General features: G+C 67.0%; 19 protein-coding genes and 1 pseudogene. 16 read left to right on the top strand and 4 right to left on the bottom strand.

Translation table 11 applies throughout. The features are described 5' to 3' along the window. The first annotated feature begins 79 nt into the window (after positions 1-79). The 6 genes from BSTEL_RS12390 to ilvN all read left to right on the top strand — a co-directional run bounded on the left by BSTEL_RS12390 (position 80) and on the right by ilvN (position 5,395). Complete coding sequence (locus tag BSTEL_RS12390; protein WP_162178999.1) at positions 80-703, top strand: ATP synthase subunit B family protein; 624 nt, start codon at positions 80-82, stop codon at positions 701-703. A gap of 114 nt (positions 704-817) precedes the next feature. Continuing rightward, the gene (locus BSTEL_RS10200; protein ID WP_034530119.1) at positions 818-1,429 is read left to right on the top strand and encodes a YceD family protein; all 612 of its coding nucleotides are present in this window, start codon (positions 818-820) and stop codon (positions 1,427-1,429) included. A gap of 149 nt (positions 1,430-1,578) precedes the next feature. After that, entirely contained in the window at positions 1,579-1,773 is a 195-nt protein-coding gene (rpmF, locus tag BSTEL_RS10195) for a 50S ribosomal protein L32 (protein WP_034530117.1), read from the top strand. A gap of 190 nt (positions 1,774-1,963) precedes the next feature. Beyond that, positions 1,964-2,686 (top strand): ribonuclease III, encoded by a 723-nt coding sequence (gene rnc, locus BSTEL_RS10190; protein ID WP_156963282.1) that lies wholly within the window; start codon positions 1,964-1,966, stop codon positions 2,684-2,686. 176 nt (positions 2,687-2,862) lie between these two features. Further along, positions 2,863-4,836 (top strand): acetolactate synthase large subunit, encoded by a 1,974-nt coding sequence (locus BSTEL_RS10185; RefSeq protein ID WP_084686269.1) that lies wholly within the window; start codon positions 2,863-2,865, stop codon positions 4,834-4,836. Position 4,837: 1 nt separating this feature from the next. After that, positions 4,838-5,395 (top strand): acetolactate synthase small subunit, encoded by a 558-nt coding sequence (gene ilvN, locus BSTEL_RS10180; RefSeq protein WP_034530113.1) that lies wholly within the window; start codon positions 4,838-4,840, stop codon positions 5,393-5,395. An 88-nt stretch (positions 5,396-5,483) separates the two neighbouring features. Here ilvN and BSTEL_RS10175 read toward each other — a convergent pair whose 3' ends face one another. Beyond that, positions 5,484-5,957 carry a hypothetical protein gene (locus BSTEL_RS10175; RefSeq protein WP_034530111.1) on the bottom strand — a complete coding sequence of 158 codons (474 nt, stop codon included), beginning with the start codon at positions 5,955-5,957 and terminating at the stop codon, positions 5,484-5,486. 305 nt (positions 5,958-6,262) lie between these two features. Here BSTEL_RS10175 and BSTEL_RS10170 point away from each other — a divergent pair, with 305 nt between their 5' ends. Together BSTEL_RS10170 and BSTEL_RS10165 are read left to right on the top strand one after the other, a co-directional pair. After that, positions 6,263-6,601: a FitA-like ribbon-helix-helix domain-containing protein gene (locus tag BSTEL_RS10170; RefSeq protein WP_034530109.1), complete on the top strand. Its 339-nt coding sequence runs from the start codon at positions 6,263-6,265 to the stop codon at positions 6,599-6,601. Then, positions 6,585-7,013: a type II toxin-antitoxin system VapC family toxin gene (locus tag BSTEL_RS10165; protein ID WP_238567696.1), complete on the top strand. Its 429-nt coding sequence runs from the start codon at positions 6,585-6,587 to the stop codon at positions 7,011-7,013. The genes BSTEL_RS10170 and BSTEL_RS10165 overlap by 17 nt, the downstream gene beginning before the upstream one ends. 53 nt (positions 7,014-7,066) lie before the next feature. Here the strand turns inward: BSTEL_RS10165 and BSTEL_RS10160 are convergent, their stop codons facing one another. Beyond that, on the bottom strand, positions 7,067-7,753 hold the full coding sequence (locus BSTEL_RS10160) for a nucleoside/nucleotide kinase family protein (RefSeq protein WP_034530107.1): 687 nt from the start codon (positions 7,751-7,753) through the stop codon (positions 7,067-7,069). A 197-nt stretch (positions 7,754-7,950) separates the two neighbouring features. Between BSTEL_RS10160 and BSTEL_RS10155 the strand changes: the two genes are divergently transcribed. Next, a complete protein-coding gene (locus BSTEL_RS10155; protein WP_034530106.1) occupies positions 7,951-9,213 on the top strand; it encodes an ROK family transcriptional regulator in 1,263 nt (420 codons plus the stop codon). A gap of 13 nt (positions 9,214-9,226) precedes the next feature. Here BSTEL_RS10155 and BSTEL_RS10150 read toward each other — a convergent pair whose 3' ends face one another. Beyond that, complete coding sequence (locus BSTEL_RS10150; RefSeq protein WP_034530104.1) at positions 9,227-11,494, bottom strand: ABC-F family ATP-binding cassette domain-containing protein; 2,268 nt, start codon at positions 11,492-11,494, stop codon at positions 9,227-9,229. Between the two features lie 212 nt (positions 11,495-11,706). Beyond that, positions 11,707-12,471 carry a type 1 glutamine amidotransferase gene (locus BSTEL_RS10145; RefSeq protein ID WP_051923068.1) on the bottom strand — a complete coding sequence of 255 codons (765 nt, stop codon included), beginning with the start codon at positions 12,469-12,471 and terminating at the stop codon, positions 11,707-11,709. A gap of 203 nt (positions 12,472-12,674) precedes the next feature. Between BSTEL_RS10145 and cysS the strand changes: the two genes are divergently transcribed. The 7 genes and pseudogenes from cysS to BSTEL_RS10110 all read left to right on the top strand — a co-directional run bounded on the left by cysS (position 12,675) and on the right by BSTEL_RS10110 (position 20,318). Next, on the top strand, positions 12,675-14,324 hold the full coding sequence (gene cysS, locus BSTEL_RS10140) for a cysteine--tRNA ligase (protein ID WP_034530102.1): 1,650 nt from the start codon (positions 12,675-12,677) through the stop codon (positions 14,322-14,324). 289 nt (positions 14,325-14,613) lie between these two features. Then, a pseudogene (ffh, locus tag BSTEL_RS10135) lies at positions 14,614-16,253 on the top strand (signal recognition particle protein). 154 nt (positions 16,254-16,407) lie between these two features. Further along, on the top strand, positions 16,408-17,511 hold the full coding sequence (locus BSTEL_RS10130; RefSeq protein WP_034530121.1) for an endonuclease/exonuclease/phosphatase family protein: 1,104 nt from the start codon (positions 16,408-16,410) through the stop codon (positions 17,509-17,511). 202 nt (positions 17,512-17,713) lie between these two features. Next, positions 17,714-18,166: a 30S ribosomal protein S16 gene (rpsP, locus tag BSTEL_RS10125; protein WP_034530100.1), complete on the top strand. Its 453-nt coding sequence runs from the start codon at positions 17,714-17,716 to the stop codon at positions 18,164-18,166. Positions 18,167-18,271: 105 nt separating this feature from the next. Further along, positions 18,272-18,505, top strand: a complete 234-nt coding sequence (locus BSTEL_RS10120; protein WP_034530099.1) for an RNA-binding protein — start codon at positions 18,272-18,274, stop codon at positions 18,503-18,505. A 57-nt stretch (positions 18,506-18,562) separates the two neighbouring features. After that, positions 18,563-19,162: a ribosome maturation factor RimM gene (gene rimM / locus BSTEL_RS10115; RefSeq protein ID WP_034530097.1), complete on the top strand. Its 600-nt coding sequence runs from the start codon at positions 18,563-18,565 to the stop codon at positions 19,160-19,162. A gap of 106 nt (positions 19,163-19,268) precedes the next feature. Beyond that, positions 19,269-20,318: a tRNA (guanine(37)-N(1))-methyltransferase gene (locus tag BSTEL_RS10110; RefSeq protein WP_034530095.1), complete on the top strand. Its 1,050-nt coding sequence runs from the start codon at positions 19,269-19,271 to the stop codon at positions 20,316-20,318. The last annotated feature ends 165 nt before the right edge of the window (positions 20,319-20,483 follow it).

Raw genomic sequence — 20,483 nt, 5'->3', positions numbered from 1 at the left:
CGCGCCCTCCCCCACCATCGCAGCCCCGACCGTTCCGGCGGACGACGACGCGGACGACGGCGCCGGCGACGACGAGCGCGTGCTCAAGTCGCCGTTCCCGCTGCCCGACCTGCGTGAAGGCGACGAGGATGAGGACGACGTCGATCCGAGCCGTGACGAGTTCACCACCGTCTACGACATCATCGACCGGCTGGAGGCCGTGCTGGAGGAGGCGAAGGGCAGCATCTTCTTCCCCGATCAGGTGAAGATCGACCGCGCCGAGTTCGCCGGCGAGCTGAGCGACCTCAAGAAGATGCTCCCGGTGCAGCTGGAACGCGCCTCCGCGCTCATGCGCGAGGCGGAACGTCGGCTGGAGGGCGCGCAGACGCAGGCGAACGCGATCGTCGCCTCCGCGCAGAGCCGTGCCGCCGACATCGTCAAGGAGGCGAACGAGCAGGCGCAGTTCCTCGCCGGGCAGGAGAACGTCACCGAGATCGCACGGCAGAAGGCGCGCACGATCCTCAACACGGCGCAGACGAAGGCCGACAGGCTCACGCGCGGCGCCGACGAGTATTCGACGAAGGTGATGGAGTCGCTGCGCTCCCAGCTCGCGAAGATGAGCGGCGACGTGGACGCCGGTCTCAACGTGCTCTACGAGCGGCGCAAGTCGGCGGGCGAGCAGATGCCGCACCTCGACATCAGCGACTACCCCGAGTCGCGCTGACCGGCGGGCCTGCCCCACCGGATTCGACGATACGTGCCGGCGGAACGCAGACCGGCGGCGACACGGACGAACCGAACGACAACAGAACCGAATGACAACAGAAAGGCTTGGATCATGCCCCGTCCCGAAGATTCCCCATGGGCCGTGCCCGTCGCGCAGGTCGCGTCGCGCGCCGGCCAGTCGAAGGCCGTCGACGCCGACTTCCCCGCGCCGAGCGGCATCGGCGACGAGGTGATCGGCGTCGAGGAGGGCGCGCCGGTGCACGTCGCCGGCTCGTTCGACTCGATCGTCGACGGCCTCATCCTCACCGCGCGTGTCACCGCGCCCGTGCACGCCGAGTGCACGCGCTGCCTCAAGCCGATCAGGCGTGACTGGGGCGTGGACGTGACCGCGTTCTTCCCCTACGAGTCCGAGCGCGACGCGAACCACGGCCGTGACGACGGCAAGGGCGAGGTGGACATCATCGCCGGCGAGGAGGAGTCGGAGGACACATACCCGCTGCTCCAGGGCGGTGCGTTCGCCGATCTCGAGGCGCTGCTGCGCGACACGCTCGTCGAGAAGCTGCCGCTGCAGCCGCTGTGCCGCGAGGACTGCAAGGGCCTATGCTCGCAGTGCGGCGTCGACCTGAACGAACACCCGGACCACCACCACGAGACCACCGACATCCGCTTCGCCGGACTCGCCGCGCTGAAGGCGCAGCTGGAGGCCGACGAGCAGGGCGAGTGACGCGATGCCGCCGACCCGTGCGCCGCGACCCGCGGGCGCACGACACGGACGCACGACACGCGGCGATGTGCGCGCCGTCTTTGTACAGGCGGTGCGTTACAGTACTGAACGCTTAAGCTCAATGTTCGAACGAAACAGAGGATACTGAAATGGCACTGCCTAAGTACAAGACCTCGCGCGCCAACACGCACTCGCGTCGCGCGAACTGGAAGGCGACCGCTACGGCGACCGTGACTTGCCCGAACTGCGGCGAGCCGGCCCTGCCGCACATGGCCTGCCCGAGCTGCGGTTCCTTCCGCGGCCGCATCTACCGTGAGGCCATCCGCTCCGGTCACGCCAAGTGATCCACGCGGCATAGCCACGAATAACGGCATGAAGAAAGCCCTGCCATCGACGGGTGGCGGGGCTTTCGCATAGCTGCGCGGCGTCGTCATGCGGCCGTGCCGAACGGCCGAAAGGACATCCCCGAAGGCGACCCCCGAAGGGCATCCCCGAAGGACAGCGAAATCCCCGAAGGACATCAAGGAGCATATGATGACCGAAACCACATCCACCCGCACCGCCGGCCCGTCCGACGCGGCGAACGAACTGCTGGAACGTCTGGGCACGACGATCAGCCCCGACCTGCTCGTGCAGGCGCTCACCCACCGTTCCTTCGCGCACGAGCACCCCGGCGTCAAGCACTACGAGCGTCTCGAGTTCCTCGGCGATGCCGTGCTCGAACTCGTCGCCACCGAGACCCTCTTCCGTGTCCACCCGGACATGACCGAAGGCCAGTTGGCGAAGATGCGAGCCAAGGCGGTGAGCGAGGAGGCGCTGAGCGCGATCGCCCGCACCAAGCTGCACGTCGAGCCGTACATCCTGCTCGGCCGCGGCGAGGCGGCGCAGGGCGGCGCCTCGAAGAGCTCGATTCTGTGCGACATCGTCGAATCGCTGATCGGCGCGACGTTCGTCGAACACGGCATCGACGGCGCGCGCGAGGTCGTGCACCGCCTCGTCGACGACACGCTCGCCGAGGTCGCGACCGAAGGCCCGGCGCTCGACTGGAAGACCTCGCTGACGGTGAAGGCGCACGAGCTCGGCAGGCCGGAGCCCATCTACCACATGTCCGTCTCCGGACCGGAATACGCGCAGGTGTTCACCGCGCGCGTCACGCTCGGCGACGACGAGACGGTGCTCGGCACCGCGCGCGGCTCCAGCAAGCGCAAGGCGCAGCTGGCCGCGGCGGAGATCGCCTGGCACAAGCTGTCCGACTGACCGACCGTTCCGCCCATTGGGCCATATCTCGCAAACATCCACGAAACGAATAGACTGGTACCACGCGCGAAAGCCGGCCACGACCCGGCTTTCCATGCAACGGGGCCGCCTGCGGTTCGGGCCACACGCCCGGAGAAGGGCGGCCATGGACCAGTAAGTGAAGTGTGAGAGGGATTATGGCTTTACCCACGCCTTTGCAGGCTTTCAGCGGCGTGCCCAAAACGCCCGTGAACGACAAGCAGACCATCGTCGACGGTGAGAAGATGACCGGCGCGCAGGCGCTGGTCCGTTCGCTGGAGGATCTCGGCGTCACCGACGTGTTCGGCATCCCGGGCGGGGCCATCCTGCCCGTCTACCATCAGATTAACGACGACCTGAAGTTCCGGTTCATCCTGATGCGCCACGAACAGGCCGCCGGCCACGCCGCGGAAGGCTACGCGATCGCCACCGGCAAGGTGGGCGTGTGCATCGTCACGTCCGGCCCGGGCGCCACCAACGTGGTCACCGCCATCGCCGACGCGAACATGGACTCCGTGCCGATGGTCGTCATCACCGGCCAGGTGGGCGTCAACGCGATCGGCACCGACGCCTTCCAGGAGGCCGACATCGTCGGCATGACCTACCCGGTCTCCAAGCACTCGTACCTCGTCACCCGCGCGCAGGACGTCCCGCGCGTGCTCGCCGAGGCGTTCCACGTGGCCGCCACCGGCCGCCCCGGCCCGGTCGTCGTGGACCTCACGAAGACCGCCCAGATCGGCGACATGTACTACTCGTGGCCGCAGCGCATGATTCTGCCCGGCTACAACCCGACGACGAAGGCGCACGGCCGCGTGCTGTCCGACGCGGCGAAGCTGTTCAACCAGTCGTACCGCCCGGTGCTGTACGTCGGCGGCGGCGCGATGCGTTCCAACGCGGGCGCGCAGGTGAAGCGTCTCGCCGAACTCACCGATTCGCCGATCGTCACCACGCTGCCGGCGCGCGGCATCGTGCCCGACTCCGACCCGCACAACCTCGGAATGCTCGGCATGCACGGCACGGTGGCGGCCACCGGCGCCGTGCAGCGTTGCGACCTGCTCGTCGCGATCGGCGCGCGCTTCGACGACCGCGTGACCGGCAAGCTCGACGCGTTCGCGCCCGGCGCGCGCGTCATCCACATCGACATCGATCCGGCGGAGATCGGCAAGAACCGCACGCCGGACGTGCCGATCGTCGGCGACGTGGCGACCGTGCTCGACGATCTCATCCCGGAGATCGAACGCGCGCAGGCGATCACGCCGAAGCCGAACCGCAAGCCGTGGTGGGACCGCATCGCCTACTGGCGCAAGCAGTACCCGATGACGTGGGACGAGCCGACCGACGGCTCGCTCGCCCCGCAGTGGGTCGTCAAGACCCTCTCCGACATGGCCGACCCGTCCACGATCTGGGTGACCGGCGTGGGCCAGCACCAGATGTGGGCGTCCCAGTTCATCGACTTCGAGAACCCGAAGTCGTGGATCTCCTCCGGCGGCCTCGGCACGATGGGCTACGGCCTGCCGGCGGCGATCGGCGCGTCCGTGGGCTCGGCCCGCGAGTTCGACGGGAAGAAGCCGGTGTGGCTCATCGACGGCGACGGCTCGTTCCAGATGACCAGCGAGGAGCTGGCGGCCGCGTTCTTCGCGCGCACGCCGGTGAAGATCGCGTTGCTCAACAACTCCGTGTACGGCATGGTCCGCCAGTGGCAGACCCTGTTCTACGACCACCACTACTCGCAGACGAACCTGCTCGACGGCGAGGCGCACGGCCCCGAGGGCGACGCGCAGGCGGCCGCCGGCGAGCTGCCGCTCGAGGTGCCGGACTTCGTGAAGCTGGCCGAGGCCTACGGCTGCGTCGCGTTCCGCGTGTTCACCGAGGATGAGGCCCGCGAGGCCATCAAGAAGGCGAACGAGATCAACGACCGTCCGGTGCTCATCGACTTCCGCGTGTGGAAGGACGCGATGGTGTGGCCGATGGTCGCCGCCGGCGCGTCGAACGACGAGGTGACGTACAAGCCGGGCGTCAAGCCACTGCTGGACGACACCGAGGGCGACGCGTACGTGAACGCCGCCGAGGAGGCCCGCAGGGCCGCCGCCGACGCCGATACCGCCGCCGCGTCGGATGGAAAGGAGAACTGACATGCCCGCGAACTATCCTGCATCCAAGCCCGGCTCCGAGCGTCATACGCTGTCCGTGCTGGTCGAGAACCGACCGGGCGTGCTGGCCCGCATCGCAGGGCTCTTCGCCCGCCGCGCGTTCAACATCAACTCGCTGTCCGTCTCCCCCACCGAGCGTCCGGACATCTCGCGCGTGACCGTCACGGCCGACGTGGAGGCCGTGCCGCTCGAACAGATCATTAAGCAGCTCAACAAGCTGCTGCACGTGCTGAAGATCGTCGAACTCGACCCGAACACCACGGTGGAGCGCGAACTCGTGCTCATCAAGGTGGCGGCCGACGAGTCCAACCGTTCCGACGTGCTCGAGATCGTGCGCCTGTTCCGCGTGCGCGTGGTCGACGTGAACCCCGCCTCGCTCACCATCGAGGCGACCGGCGCGGAAGGCAAGATCGACGCGCTGCTCGGTCTGCTGGAGCATTACGGTGTGATCGAGCTGGTGCGCTCCGGCGCGGTCGCCGTGACCCGCGGCCCGAAGGCGCTGAGCGAGAAGGTCCTCGGTTCGGAGATCACCGGCCGCTGAGTGTCACGCCGTTGCCGCCTTGGTTTCCGGCATCGTACGCGGATACGATGTTCCGCGTACGATGCTCCCGGCTCGGCGATTCGGCTCTCTAGTGACGCACCCCTTCGGGCCAGATCACGACGACGGGCTTGCGCCTCGCCTTCGCGTAGGCCACGATGTCGCCGGTGCCGCCCTTGCCGGCGGCGGGCAGCCCGTCCCAGAAGGCGACCAGCAGGTCGGATTCGTCGACCACGCGCTTGCCGGCGGCGAGGAACGCGTCCTCGCCCGGTTCGGGGAAGTCGAGGGTCACGGCGGTGCGCACCTGCGTCATCAGCCTGTCGTATTCGGCGAGGCCCGCCTCGTCGAACGTGGCCTTGTACCCACGGCAGGGGATGATCGCCACGACCTGATGCCCGGCGCGCAGCATCGCGTCCGCGAACAGCTGGTCCGCGCCCCATGCCATCGAGCTCAGACCGACGACATCTTCGCCGTCATAGCGGCGCAGCAGCTCGTCAAGCCCGCGCTCCACATACGCTTTCGCCTCGGCGGGGATGCGCTGGTGCCCGGTCGTTCCGATCCTCATGTCTCCTCGATTCCCGAGCCGCTTCCGGCCCGCCTTATGACGCCGCGGCCCCTCATCGTGCCGATCGTCACCATCGTATCGTCCCGGCGTCGAGATTACCGTTGACGCGGTCGCACGCCATGGTCTCGAGATTCCTATCAAACGTCTCTCGAAATCGTTCTTCGAGTGCGAGATTCACCCGGATGCACAGGCGCGCACCTTCCCGACATCGTCGATGGCATTATCTGCTAGCATTGTGCTTGCATATATGACTGCATAATGACAGCATGCCCGTGCTGCCATGGCGAAACGGCGAGGAGGCAACGATGAGCACGACCGAGACGACCGGCACCATCACCGTCCGCAAGGTGCCCGCGGACTGTCTGGACACGCTGAAGAAAATGGCGAAGGACAACAACCGCTCCATGGAGGCGGAGGTGCGCTCGCTATTGGAGGACTGCACCACCGAGTATCTGGCGCACCGTATCACCACCTCCGCCGATCTCGTGGCGGAAATGCAGCGCCTGCTCGATGGCGATGGCCTCGGCCCGGATGAGGAGCTGTGCCTGCCGCGCAATACCTACGATTTCGGCCCACGTCCCGTAGACCTCGGTCTTGGAGACGACGATGACGATTGCGGGGACGACGATGATCACCGTCCTTGATACCAACGTCATCAGCGAGGTCACCAGCAGAAGCCCCATGGACGCCAACGTCCGCGATTGGGTCATATCGCAGCGTCTTCAGACCCTTCACACCACAAGTATCACCATCGCCGAGCTGCTGTATGGCGTCGCCCTGCTACCGGAATCGCGCAGGAAGGAAACACTCAAACAGACCACGTCGGCGATCATCGACAACTTCCGGCATCGTACGCTGGCCTTTGACACCGCAGCCGCATCACATTACGCCGCCATCGTCGCCACACGACGGATGTCAGGGCACCCCATAGGCATGCAGGATGCGATGATCGCGGCAATCGCGCGGATGCACGGCGCGACCGTGGCGACGCGCAACATCAAGGATTTCGAGGACACCGGGGTCGCACTCGTCAATCCGTGGGAGTACACGGGCTGACGGCCGCCGGTAGCGCGCGAGCGCCGGCGGCGCACCACACCGCCGGCGCTCGCTCACAGGTCGAGCGGCGGCAGGGAGACGGTCGCGTTGGCGCGGTCGCGGCAGGCGGCGATGCGGCGGGCGTTGACCTCGTCGACCTCCATGACCCACTTGCGCGCCTGCTCCGGTTCCTTGCCGAACCTGATATGGCGTTCGACGAGACGCTCGCGGCGCAGCTCGTCGTCGACGTCGACGTACCAGACCTCGGTCATGGCCGCGCGCACGTCTTTCCACGCGTCCGTCTCGTCGAGCAGGTAGTTTCCCTCGGTGACGACGAGGCGGGTCCACGGGAACACCGGAATCGCGCCGGCGAGCGGCTGCTCCAGGTCACGCTCGAACATCGGGGCGTAGATGACGCCGTCCTCGCCCTCGTGGATGCGGCGCAGCAGGGAGCGGTACCCGCGCGCGTCGAACGTGTCGATCGCGCCCTTGCGTTCCAGACGGCCCAGACGGCTGAGTTCGACGTCGGCCAGATGGTAGCCGTCCATCGGCACCCAGGCGGCGAAATGGTCCTTCGGCTCGTCGACGACGCCTGTCCCGTCCGGCACGCCTTCTGCGAACGCCTCGGCGAGGAGCTGCGCGAGCGTGGACTTGCCGGCGCCCGGCGCGCCCACGATGCCGAGGATCACGCGCTCGTGGGTTGCGAGCAGCTGGGCGACGCGGGACTTGGCTTCTTCGAGATCTGCGATATGGACGGTCATCGTCGTTTCCTCCTGTGGAATGTTGCGGATTGCGGCATCCGCATGTGTTTTGCCTTGGAGCGCCCCGGAAGCTTCACCGCCTTCCGCTGCTCTCCTTGTAGTACATAACTGTACCATAGTTTTGTATATTGCTATACAAAATAGAGCGAACTCTTGTGAAGATATTGTCAATACCGTGATGCGCTATGCTAACTGTTATGAATAAGTCCGCGAAACAACCCGAACTCGGCGACGGTGCCGTCACACTTCTCACCCAACTGCGCATACACGGGCCCATGACCCGCAGCGAGATCGGCGCCGCGACCGGATGGGCGCGCCCCACCGTGAACAGACGCATCGAGGAATTGGAATCGATCGACATCGTCCGTCCGCTCTCCATGCCCAGTCCGACCGGCGGACGCCCAGCGCAGGGGTTCACGTTCGACGCGTCATGCGCGGTCGTCCTCGCCATCGACATCGCCACCACGGCCACCACGATCGCCCTGTGCGACCTCGACGGTGCACCGACCGCGATCCGGACCGTCGAGGCCGGTGCCGAGGACGAACCGGGACGCACGCTCGACCTGATCGGCGCTGCGGCGGATGCGCTGCTGAACGGCACCGACGATGACGGCAAGCGCGACACCGCCGGTGCCACCGGTCCAGCCGATACCGATGCCTCCCGCCGCCAGTATCGTCTGTGCGCGGTCTCCGTGGCGGTGACCACGCGCGTCGAAACCGTCACCGGCAACATCATCCAGGCACCGGTGATGCGCCACTGGGAGAACCACAATCTGCGCGACCACTTCTCCGAGCGATACCATGTGCCAGCGTTCGTCGAGAACGACGCCAACGCGCGCGCCCTGTGCAAGGCGCATCAGATGGCCGCCGACGGCGAGCGCATGGTCGCCGACCTGCTGTACATCCACGCGGGCATGGGATTGGGCGCGGGCATCATCTCGAACGGCGAGATCATGCACGGCGCGTTCGGCGGCGCCGGCGACATCGGCCATATCCACGTTTTCGGCGGCATCGGCGCGGAAAGCCCGTGCCGATGCGGCAATCTCGGCTGCGTGGAGGCCACCGCGGGCGGTTGGGCCGTGCTGCAGACGCTGCAGGACGCCGGCAGACCGGCGCACACGCTGACGGATGTGGTCGATCTCGCCGCGCATGGCGACGTCGAGACGGTACGGCTGGTCCGGCAGGCGGGCCGCCTGATCGGCGACGTGGTCTCCGCCTGCGTCAACATGCTCAACCCGTCGTGCATCGTGGTCGGCGGGGAGCTCTCCCACTGCGGCGAACTGCTGATGAGCGGCGTGCGCGAGCGCGTGTGGGCCCGCGCGCAGCCGCTCGCCGCCGCGCCGCTGCGCATCGAATCCTGCGACGACGAGGCGCGGACGGGCATCGTCGGACTGGCCTACGCGGCCATCGATCAGGGATTGACGTCCGCGGACTTCCTGCGGGGGTTCGCCCGAGACTGACCGCCCGCCCCGACTACTGTTCGAGTTGTTCGGAGAGTCCCATCCATTCCATGGTGAGCTCGTCGGACTCGTCGGCGACTGCCTTGAGCTGCTCGTTGAGCGTATTGAGCCCTTCGTAGTCGCTCGGATCGTGCGCGGCCATCTGCGCCTCGAGTTCGGACTTGCTCTCCTCCAGCTTGGCGAGCTTGCGTTCGATGGCGGCCACGCGCTTCGAAGCCTCGTGGAACGCCTTGCCGGTGAGCTTCGGGGTGGCTGTGTCCCCGGCTCCCTCTGATGAGGGAGCCGCCTGCGAAGCGGACTGAGGGAGAGATGCCGCTCCACTCGCCGTGGACGCACCGCTCTTCCGGCCGGATTTGCCGCCGGTGCCGGCGAAACCGGGCGTGTCCTCGGGCAGTCCCTTGCCGTTCTTCAGGCTCTCGACCATGTCGAGGTAGTCCTGCACGCCGCCGGGCAGGTGGCGCACCTTGCCGCCGATCAGCGCGAACTGCTGGTCGGTGACGCGTTCGAGCAGGTAGCGGTCGTGGGAGACGACGATGAGCGTGCCCGGCCATGTGTCGAGCAGGTCCTCCATCACGGCGAGCATGTCGGTGTCGAGGTCGTTGCCGGGCTCGTCCATGATGAGCACGTTCGGCTCGTCGAGCAGGATGAGCAGCAGTTGCATGCGGCGCTTCTGGCCGCCGGACAGGTCGCGGATCGGGGTCATCAGCTGCGCGGATTCGAAGCCGAGACGCTCCATGAGCTGGCCGGGCGTGACCTCCTTGCCGTCGACGATGTAGCTCGGCTTGTAGCGGGACAGCACTTCCTTGATCTTGTACTTGCCGAGCTTCTCCAGTTCGTCGAGACGCTGCGAGAGCACGGCGAAGCGCACGGTCTTGCCGATGTTCACGCGGCCCACGGTCGGCGTGAGCGTGCCGTCGATGAGCTTCAGCAGCGTGGATTTGCCAGCGCCGTTCGCGCCGACGATGCCGAAACGGTCGCCGGGGCCGATGAGCCAGGTTACGTCGTCGAGGATCTCGCGGCCGGAGACCGTCACCTTGCGCGCGGCGGACGTGCCGTCGCCGGAGCCGTCGGCAGCGCCGCCGTCCGCGCCCGCCGCGGAGGCGTCCACGCCGATGGACTCGCCGCCGGTGTTCCTGCGGCGCACGGCGCGATCGTCGTCCGACGCCGCGGCGCCACCCTCCGCCTCGGCCTTCGCGCGCGCCTCCTCGGCGGCGGCGACCGCCTCGGGCACGCCGGCGTCGACGAGACGCGGGTCGGTCATGTCGGTCACGGCCACCTCGACGGAGCCGTGCGGCTGCGGTTCCGCGTACATCGGCTCCACCACGTCCACGCGGGATGCGGAGTCGGCGAGCGCCGCCGCGTCCGGATCGACCTCGATGGCGGTCTTCTCGAAGATCTGCGTCACGTCGACGAGGTCGACGACCTGCTTGCCGAGGCGCGAGGTCGCCATCTGCTTGAGTTCGAGCGTGTTGCGCATCGGCGGCACGTCGGCGATGAGCTCGCGGGCGGCCTTGACGTGGAACTTCTGCTTGGTGGAGCGGGCGCGGGCGCCGCGTGACAGCCAGGCGAGCTCCTTGCGCGCGAGGTTGCGGCGCTTCGTCTCGCGCACGTCGGCCTGGCGGTCGCGTTCGACGCGCTGGAGCATGTACGCGGAGTAGCCGCCTTCGAACGGTTCGATGACGCCGTCATGCACCTCCCACATCGATTCGCACACCTCGTCGAGGAACCAGCGGTCGTGGGTGACGAGCAGCAGCGCGCCGGCTCCCTTCGACCAGCGGTTCTTGAGGTGTTCGGCGAGCCAGTGGATGGTGACGACGTCGAGATGGTTGGTGGGCTCGTCGAGCGCGAGGATATCCCAGTCCTTCAGGAGCAGCCGCGCGAGGTCGGCGCGGCGGCGCTGACCGCCGGACAGAGAGCCGACCTTCGCGTCGAGGCTCATGCCGCCGAGCAATGCCTCGACAATCTCACGGGAGGTGTTGTCGGACGCCCATTCGTAGTCGGCGCGTCCCTCCAGCGCGGCCTCGCGGATCGTGGCGTCGTCGTCGAGCGGATCGCGCTGGTCGAGCATGCCGAACGTGAGTCCGCCGCGCTTCGTCACGCGGCCGGAATCCGGCTCCTGAGTACCGCGGAACAGGTGGAGCAGCGTGGATTTGCCGTCACCGTTGCGGCCGACGATGCCGATGCGGTCCCCCTCGAACACGCCCTGCGTCACATCGGTGAAGATGGTCTTGGTGGCGAAGGCGAGCGAAACGTGTTCCAGTCCAATATCGTAAGTCGGCATAAGCCACTAACTTAGCGCCACCACCGGGCATCCCCGCCTCCCCGCACCCCACGGTGCGCCCTTTCTCCCATGGTGCGGCAACACACTTTCTCCACACCGGCGGATTGACGCCATTCCCGTCTACCGCAACATGGAGTTTTTACCGCACCATGGGAGATGGGCGGGATGTAGGTGGTGGGGTGGGTGAGAAAGGGGCGGGGATGGGGTGGGGATTAGCAGATGACCGGGTCCTTGGGGGCGCCCTCCTGCGCGGCGCGGACGAGACGGCGCGCGTAGCTGTTGCAGCGGGCGGCGAAGCCGGTGAACACCTGGTCGGCGAGCGGGTGCAGCAGCGGGTTGTATTGCGCGAAGTCCTCGCGCAGCTTCGACTTGGAGCCGCCGGCGGCCTTCAGGTCCTTGACCATGCTCGGCTCGTCGAGCCACTCCTCCATCAGGGCGGAGCTCACCTCGAGATGGAACTGGAGGCCGAGGGCCGATCCGGCGCGGAACGCCTGCACCTTGGTGAGGGGCGAGCGGGCGAGCAGCTGTGCGCCCTCGGGGAGCCCGACCACGTCGTTGTGCCAGTGCAGCACGTTGATCTGCTTGTCCCACATGGAGAAGTAGTCGTGCTTGTCGACGCGCTTGATCGGCGCGAACCCGATCTCCGGCTGCTCGCCGCGGTGCAGTTTCGCACCGAGCGCGGTGGCGATGATCTGGTGGCCGAGGCATACGCCGAGCACCGGCTTGTTCACGGCGATGGCGGCGCGCGCCAGCTTCGCCTCCGCCTTCAGGCCGGGATGCTTGTCGTAGTCGGTGGCCCCCATCGGGCCGCCCATGATGACCAGGCCGGCGACCTCGTCGAACGAGGGAAGATCGGGTTTCTTCTTGTCCACCACGTTGAGGATCTGATAGCCGAGGCCGATCTCGTCGAAGGCGGTGGCGATGCGGCCGGGCTTCTCCCATGGGACATGTTGCAGAACAAGCACTTGTGGCGTCATGTCTCCTATTGTGGCACGACCCACGTAAACGACGGGCGCGTCGGCCGTCGGTGTCGCGTCACATCGCGTCGATGTACCGCCGCGCCGCCGCCGCACCATGCCGCCACACCGCGCCGACTTCACGCGTGTCATAGGTTCCGTCCATGACCCCGGGTCGCGCGTCCGGTTGCGCCCGTCGCCTTCCGCACATACTCTGTTGACTTATGGGAAACAGCCAAGAACCGCATGATTTCAGCACTTCCGTGATGCCGAGCGCGCTCACTCCGGTGAAGGTCGCCAAGGCCGCCGCGGGCCTCAAACTCTACGACACCGCCTCGCATACGACGAGCGTGTTCACGCCGATCAAGCCCGGCGAGGTGGGCATCTACGTGTGCGGCGCGACGGTGCAGTCGTCGCCGCACATCGGGCACATCCGCGCCGCCGTCGCGTTCGACATCGTGCGCCGGTGGTTCCTGAAGCTCGGCTACAAGGTCACGTTCGTGAGGAACGTCACGGACATCGACGACAAGATCCTCGACAAGGCCGCCGCCGCGGGCCAGCAGTGGTGGGCGCGCGCCTACTACTACGAGCGTGAGTTCACGCACGCCTACGAGACGCTCGGCGTGCTGCCGCCGACGGTCGAGCCGCGCGCGACCGGCCACATGTCCGACATGATCGACCTGATCGAACGCATCATCGCGAACGGCCACGGCTACGTGGTGACCGACGCGGACGGCAAGCCGACCGGCAACGTGTACTTCGACGTGGCGTCGTGGCCGCATTACGGCGAGCTGACGCACCAGAAGCAGACCGCCGAGGTGGACGAGGCGGCGGCCGTGGCCGACCGCATGGGCCCGTCCGTCGACGCCGCCGGTGACGACAAGTACAATCCGGTCGATCCGGCCGACGCCTCCCCCGACAAGCACGACCCGCGTGATTTCGCCCTGTGGAAGGCCCCAAAGGACACCGATCCGGAGGACGCCCGCTGGAACACCCCGTTCGGCGTGGGCCGCCCGGGCTGGCATATCGAATGCTCGGCGATGAGCCACCGCTACCTGAAGGACGGATTCGACATCCACGGCGGCGGCCTCGACCTGCGTTTCCCCCACCATGAGAACGAGATGGCGCAGACGCGCGCCGCCGGCTACGATTCGGCCGCCCGCTGGATGCACTCCGCGTGGGTCACCGCGAAGGGCGAGAAGATGTCGAAGTCGCTGGGCACCGGCCTGTCCGTGCCGAGCGTGCTCGCCGAACATTCCGCGTGGGTGGTGCGTTACGCGCTGGGCTCCGTCCAGTACCGTTCGATGCTGGAATGGTCCGATCAGGCGCTCGTCGAGGCGCAGGCCGCGTACGACCGTATCGCGAACTTCATCGAGCGCGCGGGTGTCGCATTGGGCGGACAGCCTTCGCGCGATGAGATCACGGCCGTCTCCGCCGATGATCTGCCCGCCGACTTCACGGCCGCGATGAACGACGACGTGAACGTCTCCGGCGCGACCGCCGCGATCTTCACGGCGATCCGCTCCGGCAACACGCTGCTCTCCAAGCTCGCCGACCACGCCGATTCGGACGAGGCCCGCGCCGAGGTGCGCGCCTCGCTCGTCGCCGTGCGCGCGATGCTCGACACGTTGGGTCTCGACCCGCTGGCCGAACCGTGGGTGTCCGCCGGAGCCGCGGGCGGCGCGGGCGACGGCGCCGACGAGTCGCCGGAGCATGTGGCGCTGGAGAAGCTGATCGGCGAACAGCTGGCCGCACGCGCCGAGGCCCGCAAGGCGAAGGACTTCGCGAAGGCCGACGCGATCCGCGACGCCCTCGCCGGAGCCGGTATCGCCATCGAGGACGGCCCGCAGGGCTCCACCTGGAGCCTCAAGTAGGCCATTCCTTTGCCCCCGCTGGAGGGAAAGCTCGGCGACCTGTTTCTCCTTTGCCCCCGCTGGCGGGGGCTGGCACGCGTAGCGTGACTGGGGGTGGTTGACCGCCCGATACCACCCCCAGTCGGCCAACGCCGACAGCCCCCGCCAGCGGGGGCGAATGAGGGCGGTCTTCGCTGACCGTTGCCACCCCAGTCGGCTAACGCCGACAGCCCCCGCCAGCGGGGGGCGAGATGAGGGAGGTCTTCCCCGCCCGCGGTTTTCGCCCGCCACGGCTAGACTGTTGCCCATTATGGCAGCATTTAGTTCTTTGACTGACAAGCTCTCGAATGCGTTCAAGCATCTGAAGAGCAAGGGCAAGCTTTCCGAAACGGATATCGACGGCACGATCCGCGAGATCCGCCGCGCGCTGCTCGACGCCGACGTGGCGCTCGACGTGGTACGCCCGTTCACCGCGCGCGTGCGCGAACGCGCGCTCGGCACCGAGGTGTCCGACGCGCTGAACCCGGCACAGCAGGTCGTGAAGATCGTCAACGAGGAGCTGACGGCGATCCTCGGCGCGGGCGTGGACCGTCCGCTGAACTTCGCGAAGAACCCGCCGACGATCATCATGCTCGCAGGCCTCCAGGGCGCCGGCAAGACGACGCTCGCCGGCAAGCTCGGCTACTGGCTCAAGGACGCGGGCCACACCCCGCTGCTGGTCGCGGCCGACCTGCAGCGTCCGAACGCGGTCACCCAGCTCCAGGTGGTGGGCGAGCGCGCCGGCGTGCCGGTGTACGCCCCGGAGAAGGGCGTGCAGTCGGACGGCGGCGACGCGGTGTCCGCGCCGGGCCAGACCACCGGCGACCCGGTGAAGGTGGCGCGTGATTCGATCGCCTTCGCCAAGCAGAAGCTGTACGACACGGTCATCATCGATACCGCCGGCCGTCTCGGCGTCGACGAGGAGCTGATGAAGCAGGCGCGCGACATCCGCGACGCCGTGAACCCGAACGAGATCCTGTTCGTCATCGACGCGATGATCGGCCAGGACGCGGTGCGCACCGCGAAGGCGTTCGACGAGGGCGTGGACTTCACCGGCGTGGTCCTGTCCAAGCTCGACGGCGACGCGCGTGGCGGCGCCGCCCTGTCGGTCGCGTCCGTGACCGGCAAGCCGATCCTGTTCGCCTCGAACGGCGAGGGATTGAAGGACTTCGAGGTCTTCCACCCGGACCGCATGGCCTCCCGCATCCTCGACATGGGCGACATCCTCACCCTGATCGAGCAGGCGCAGAAGCAGTTCGACGAGAAGCAGGCGCGCGAGGCCGCGGCGAAGATGGCCGAAGGCGAGTTCGGTCTCGACGATTTCCTCGAGCAGCTGCAGCAGGTCCGCAAGCTCGGTTCGATGAAGTCGCTGCTCGGCATGATTCCGGGCATGGCGGCCCACCGTAAGGAGCTTGAGCAGTTCGACGAGCGCGAGATCGACCGCACGGAGGCGATCATCCGTTCGATGACGCCCGAGGAGCGTCGCAACCCGAAGATCATCAACGGCTCCCGCCGCGCCCGCATCGCCTACGGTTCCGGCAACACGGTCTCCGCCGTGAACGCGCTGCTCCAGCGGTTCGAACAGGCCGCGAAGATGATGAAGCGCATGTCGAACAAGGCCGGTCTGGGCGGCGGCGTGCCCGGCTTCGGCGGTTCGATGGGCGGCGGCAAGAAGAACAAGAAGGCCAAGGGCAAGAACAAGAACAAGAAGGGCCGTTCCGGCAATCCGATGAAGCGCGAGGCCGAGGAGAAGGCGTTGCGCGACCGTCTGTCCGGCAAGAAGTCGGGCGGCTCCGCGTTCGCCAAGCCGCAGAACCCGGCCCTGCCCGCCGGTCTTCAGCAGGCGCTGGACGCGAACGGCGGCGAACTCCCGCCGAATCTCGCGGCGGCCTGGCCGGTCTGCTGCGGTAGACCACGTATCAGCTCCCCTTGTCAGGGGAGCTGTCGCCGAAGGCGACTGAGGGGTAGTCCATCCTTGGTCGGTCTCTCCCCCAGTCGGCTTCGCAGACAGCCCCCTCGATGAGGGGGCCTATTTAATTGTCCTCAAGAAAGGTGTCTGTTCATGCTGGTCTGGTTGCTGTGGGGCGTGATGATCGTCGGCATGCTGTGGGTGCTGCTCAGTGAGCTGCCCGCCGGCGTGGAGGCGCGCATGCCGTTCCCGTACATGATCGCCCTGATTCCGTTCCTGTGGGTGCCGCTCGTCGCCTGCGCCGTGGTTGCCGGAATCATCCACGCGTGGGGGCCGATGTGCTGCCTGCTGGGCGTCGCCCTGTCCGCGTCGACCCGCCGCATCGCGTATTGGGGCACGGACCCGCATCCGCGGCGGGAACGCCGTACCGCGGCCACGGCACGCGACGCATCCCGTGAAACGTCGCGTGAAACAGTTTCCGACAATCGTGGAACATCGCGTGAAACGTCGCCGGTCGCGTCCGTCACAGATAGCATCGATGACACCGGAACCACCGTCGAACCGCCGTCGTCGCTCACGCTGATGACGCTCAACTGCCGCTACGGGCGCGCCGACGCCGTCGCGATCGCGCGCGAGGCGCGCACGCGCGGCGTCGACGTGCTCGCGCTGCAGGAGGCGAGCGACGACCTGCTCGCGCGTCTCGACGCGGCCGGCATCGCCGACCTGCTCCCCTACCGCCGGTCCGGCGAATCGAAGGAGACCGACAACGGCGGGTTCAACGTAATCCTCTCCCGCGTCGAACCGGACGACGCCACGTCCGACGCGATCGCCATCCCCGCGGCCGACGTGCCGTCGATCACCCTGCCGATGGCGGGCGGACACGACGTGACGTTCGCGTCCGCGCACCCGAAGTCACCGATGCGCGGATGCCGCGAATGGTCGGCGGGCATCATCGGTCTCGGCGGACTCGCCAAGGCCGCGAAGCAGGAGGACCGCGCCATCGCCGTCGTGCTCGGCGACCTCAACTCCTCCACCGAGCATCCAAGCTTCCGTGCGCTGCTGAAGACCGGATTCCATGACGCAAGCCTCACCCAGGCGAAGGGGCCGAACCTCACGTTCCCCCGCTGGCTCAAGTGGCCGCGCATCGAACTCGACCACATCCTCGCCACGCGTGGGGCGGTTTTCACGGATGTCGCATCGTTCGAGATCCCCGAGACCGACCATCTCGCACTGACCGCCCGCCTCACGGTGCGCGTGTAGGCACATCGATCGGGACGCACGCATCGGGACGCACACGCGTAGGCGTGTCGCGAGTCCGGGGCACGGCGCTATAATGAACCGGTTATTCGCGAGTGCGTGGCGCCCTCTACACCCCGTGCCGCGAGGAACACGTGGGCTCGGCGAGCTGCGCCCCACAATGCGAACCGAACACACACCCCTGATATTTTTAAGGAGAGCCACTTTGGCAACCAAGATTCGTCTGAAGCGCATGGGTAAGAAGTTCTACGCGTTCTACCGCGTGGTCGTCATGGATTCCCGTACCAAGCGCGATGGCCGCGCCATCGAGGAGATCGGTACCTACGATCCGAACACCCAGCCTTCCACGATCAAGATCAACTCCGAGCGCGCCCAGTACTGGCTCGGCGTCGGCGCCCAGCCGACCGAGCAGGTCTACAAGCTGCTGAACATCACCGGCGACTGGCAGAAGTTCAAGGGTCTCGACGGTGCCGAAGGTACCCTGAAGACCGTTGAGGCCGGCCCGGATGCCGCCGCCCGCGTCGAGGCCGTCGAGGCCGAGGCCCAGAAGCTCAAGGCCGCCAAGTCCGAAGCCGAGGCGAAGGCCAAGGCCGAGGCTGAGGCCGCTGCCGCCGCCGAAGAGGCCCCGGCTGAGGAAGCTCCGGCCGAGGCTGAGTGAGCCACGCCGCAAGGCGTACTGACGACGACATTGCCTTCGACGCGGTAGGCTGAGTAATCAGCGACCCGTGGTCGAAGGCAATGCTGCATAGAAAGGCTGATCGAAATGCTCGCACAGGCAGTGGAACATCTCATCAAGAACATCGTCGATTTCCCGGACGACGTGTCCGTCAAGTCCCATGAGAACGCGCGCGGCGAACTGCTTCGCGTGCGCGTCAACCCGGAGGACATCGGCCGCGTCATCGGCCGTTCCGGACGCACCGCCAACGCGATCCGCACCGTGATCCAAGCGCTGTCCGATCACAAGGTGCGCGTCGACATCATGGACGTGCGCCACTGAGCCGACAGGCGACTAGGTACTCGATGGGGTACACTGCTTGGCATGGCAGATCAGAATATGCATGACGACCCTCAGCAGCTCGAACTGCTGAGGGTCTGTCGTATCGGGCGCGCCCAGGGCATGAAGGGCGAGGTCACCGTCCAGGTGTTCACCGACGAACCGGAATGGCGCTTCGAACCCGGTTCCGTGCTCTATTCGAAGGACGGCTCGACGGAATACGTGGTGGAGTCCTCGCGCACGTTCAAGAAGCGCTGGATCATCAAGCTGGAGGGCTGCGACGACCGCGACGCCTCCGAGGCGTTGAACGGCACCGAACTGTACGGCGAGGCCGACGATCCGGACGAGATGCTCGAAGCGGACGAATGGTATCCGAAGGACCTCATCGGTCTTGAGGCCCGCATGGCGGAGGGCAACGGCCTGGGCGCGGAGACCGGGCTGGTGGTCGGCAAGGTGGTCGACGTGATCGACTCCCCCGCCCAGTCGCTGCTCAAGATCAGGCTCGCCGAACCGGTGCAGGTCGGCACGGCGAAGGACGGCACGCCGGTCATGGAGAAGACCTCGCTCGTGCCGTTCGTCGACGAGCTCGTGCCGGACATCGACGTGGAGGAAGGTTACCTTACGCTCGACCCGCCCGGAGGCCTGATTCCGGGACTCTAGACCGTTCTCCCCTCCCATACGCCGTCCCGACCGGCGGATTCCTCCGGTCTCCGCTTCCCTCCCGCCCTATCGTGTGGTTCCGCACCGCACGATAGGGTGGTTGCTTATGAAGATCGATATCGTGAGCGTGTTCCCCGAGTATTTCGACGTGATGGGATTGAGCCTGATGGGCAAGGCGCAGGAGAAGGGCCTGCTGACCATCACCGCGCACAACCTGCGCGACTGGACGCATGACGTGCATCATTCGGTGGATGACACCCCGGTGGGCGGCGGTGCCGGCATGGTGATGAAGCCTGCCGTGTGGGCCGAATGTCTCGACGAGCTGCTGGGACTGGAGCCGCAGGAAGGAACCGACGCACCCCATGAAGCCGCGACGGAGACGGTGACGGCCACGCATACCATCACTGGCAAACCAGTGTCCGATGAGACACCGGCAGATACCGATATTCAGACACCGGTAGATACCGATATTCGACGTGTTTCCACGTGTGGAACCGCTGGTGAGTCCGGCCCCAAGACCGTCGAAAACGCGGAATCATCCGCCCTTGAAGACTCGTTTACGGTGTCCGATGAGACACCGGCTTGTCAGTCACCGCAGGAGCACACGCCGGTGCTCATCTTCCCGAATCCGTCCGCGCCGCTGTTCACGCAGCGCGACGCGACGGAGCTCTCACACGCGGAGCATCTGCTGTTCGGCTGCGGCCGCTACGAGGGCTACGACGCGCGTATTCCCGAGTACTACCGTTCACAAGGCATCGACGTGCGCGAGTATTCGATTGGCGACTATGTGCTCAACGGCGGCGAGGTCGCGACCTCGGTGATGGTCGAGGCGATCACGCGCCTGATTCCGGGATTCATGGGCAACGCCGACTCCATCGTCGAGGAATCCTACACGGGCGCGAACGCGCTGCTCGAACACCGCCAGTACACGAAGCCGGCGGAATGGCGCGGATTGAAGGTGCCGGATGTGCTGCTCTCCGGCGACCACGGCAAAGTGGACCGCTACCGCCGTGACGAGGCGCTGACGCGCACGGACGAAATCCGCCCCGACCTCATCGAGCAGCTGGACTGCAAGTCCCTGGACAAGGCCGACCGCAAGACCCTGATGGCCCTAGGCTGGGAAGTCTCCACCCCCCACCCCCGCAAACTGCGATAGATACGACGCGCCCCCGCCGGCGGCCGCAAACACAACTCCGCCCCCGCTGGCGGGGGGCTGTCAGCCGCAGGCTGACTGGGGGTGGCTCCATACGAAAATGACCACCCCCACCCGCTTCGCGGGAGCCCCGCCAGCGGGGGCAAGGAAACGGAATCGGCCTCCGGC

It is taken from the genome of Bifidobacterium stellenboschense (assembly GCF_000741785.1).
Classification (GTDB): Bacteria; Actinomycetota; Actinomycetes; order Actinomycetales; family Bifidobacteriaceae; genus Bifidobacterium; species Bifidobacterium stellenboschense.
This window is presented reverse-complemented; position numbering and strand designations above follow the sequence as displayed.